This is a genomic window from Phreatobacter sp. AB_2022a (assembly GCF_026847585.1).
Taxonomy (GTDB): Bacteria; Pseudomonadota; Alphaproteobacteria; order Rhizobiales; family Phreatobacteraceae; genus Phreatobacter.
Genome location: NZ_JAPSET010000110.1, coordinates 1 through 1,121 on the forward strand (window position 1 = coordinate 1; position 1,121 = coordinate 1,121).

The window sequence follows — 1,121 nt, forward strand, 5'->3', positions numbered from 1 at the left end:
CCGAAGCATCGGGGCCAGCTTAGAGATGGGAGAACCGCGTTTGTCGATCAGAACATCGATGTTGGGAACCAGGTACGGCCCTAGCGTATCGCACTGACGAACAACGACCTGCCCCTCCTGCTCGGTGTAAAGACGCGAACTTCCCCGAAAGCGCGAAATACCGACAATGACAACAGAAACACCTGCGTTGCTTGACGCGAGATTCTGCCATTTAAAGTCCGCATGAGCGAAATGTATCCGATACCCTCCAGACAGTATAATCGGCCAAAGTCGTATGGCGTGCTGGCCTTGGCAAACCGTATTGATTGAAACGAAAGCGCCTTCTGCAGGAGAAATATCGATGTATTGTCTGAGCTTAAGGAACCAGCCGGAGACGTAGTTTAGTGATTTCCACGACTTCGTGTACGTAGCGAATAGTCGTTTAAGGTCGTTTTTTTGCTCATTGCTCTGGTCATTTGTCCAAATATAAGGTGGATTACCGCAGATGTAGGTTTCTCCTCCTTCGTTTTCAAAATCGATCTGTGCTTGATCAATCGGCTGACCGAACAAATCATCAGCGTGAAACTTCACGCCAATACCTGCCGGCGGACAAATGCTCAACCAGTCTAGATTGAGTGCATTGCCACACGTGATCCAATTATCTGTATCAAGAGGTAGGAACTCCGCCAGAGCCATTTTTGGCCCCCGGTACTGCACATCGCATTGATACTCCGCGATAATCAGCGCCAGCCGGGCGATCTCCGCCGGGAAGCTTTTCAGCTCAACGCCCCGAAAATTGGTTAGCGGGATCTCGGTCGCCCGATCAGCCTCATCGCGGCGCCGATTTATCTCCGCTTCAATGGCCCGCATTTCCTTGTAAGCGATGACAAGGAAATTGCCTGAGCCGCAAGCCGGATCGAATACCCGGATCGTGGCCATCCGATTGCGGAGGTTCAGCAGCTTGCGGGGGTTTTCACCAGCATCTTTGAGCTTCTCACGGAGATCGTCCAGGAACAGCGGATTGAGGACCTTCAGGATGTTCGGCACGCTTGTGTAGTGCATACCCAGCGCACCGCGCTCATCATCGTCGGCCACTGCCTGGATCATCGAGCCGAAAATGTCCGGATTGATCTTCTTCCATT

At 52.2% G+C, this 1,121-nt stretch carries 1 protein-coding gene; it reads right to left on the bottom strand.

Annotated elements, in window-relative coordinates:
- Nucleotides 1–1,121, bottom strand: a 1,121-nt coding sequence (locus tag OZ671_RS31885) for a DNA methyltransferase (RefSeq protein ID WP_328286419.1), incomplete at both ends; no start/stop codon positions are given.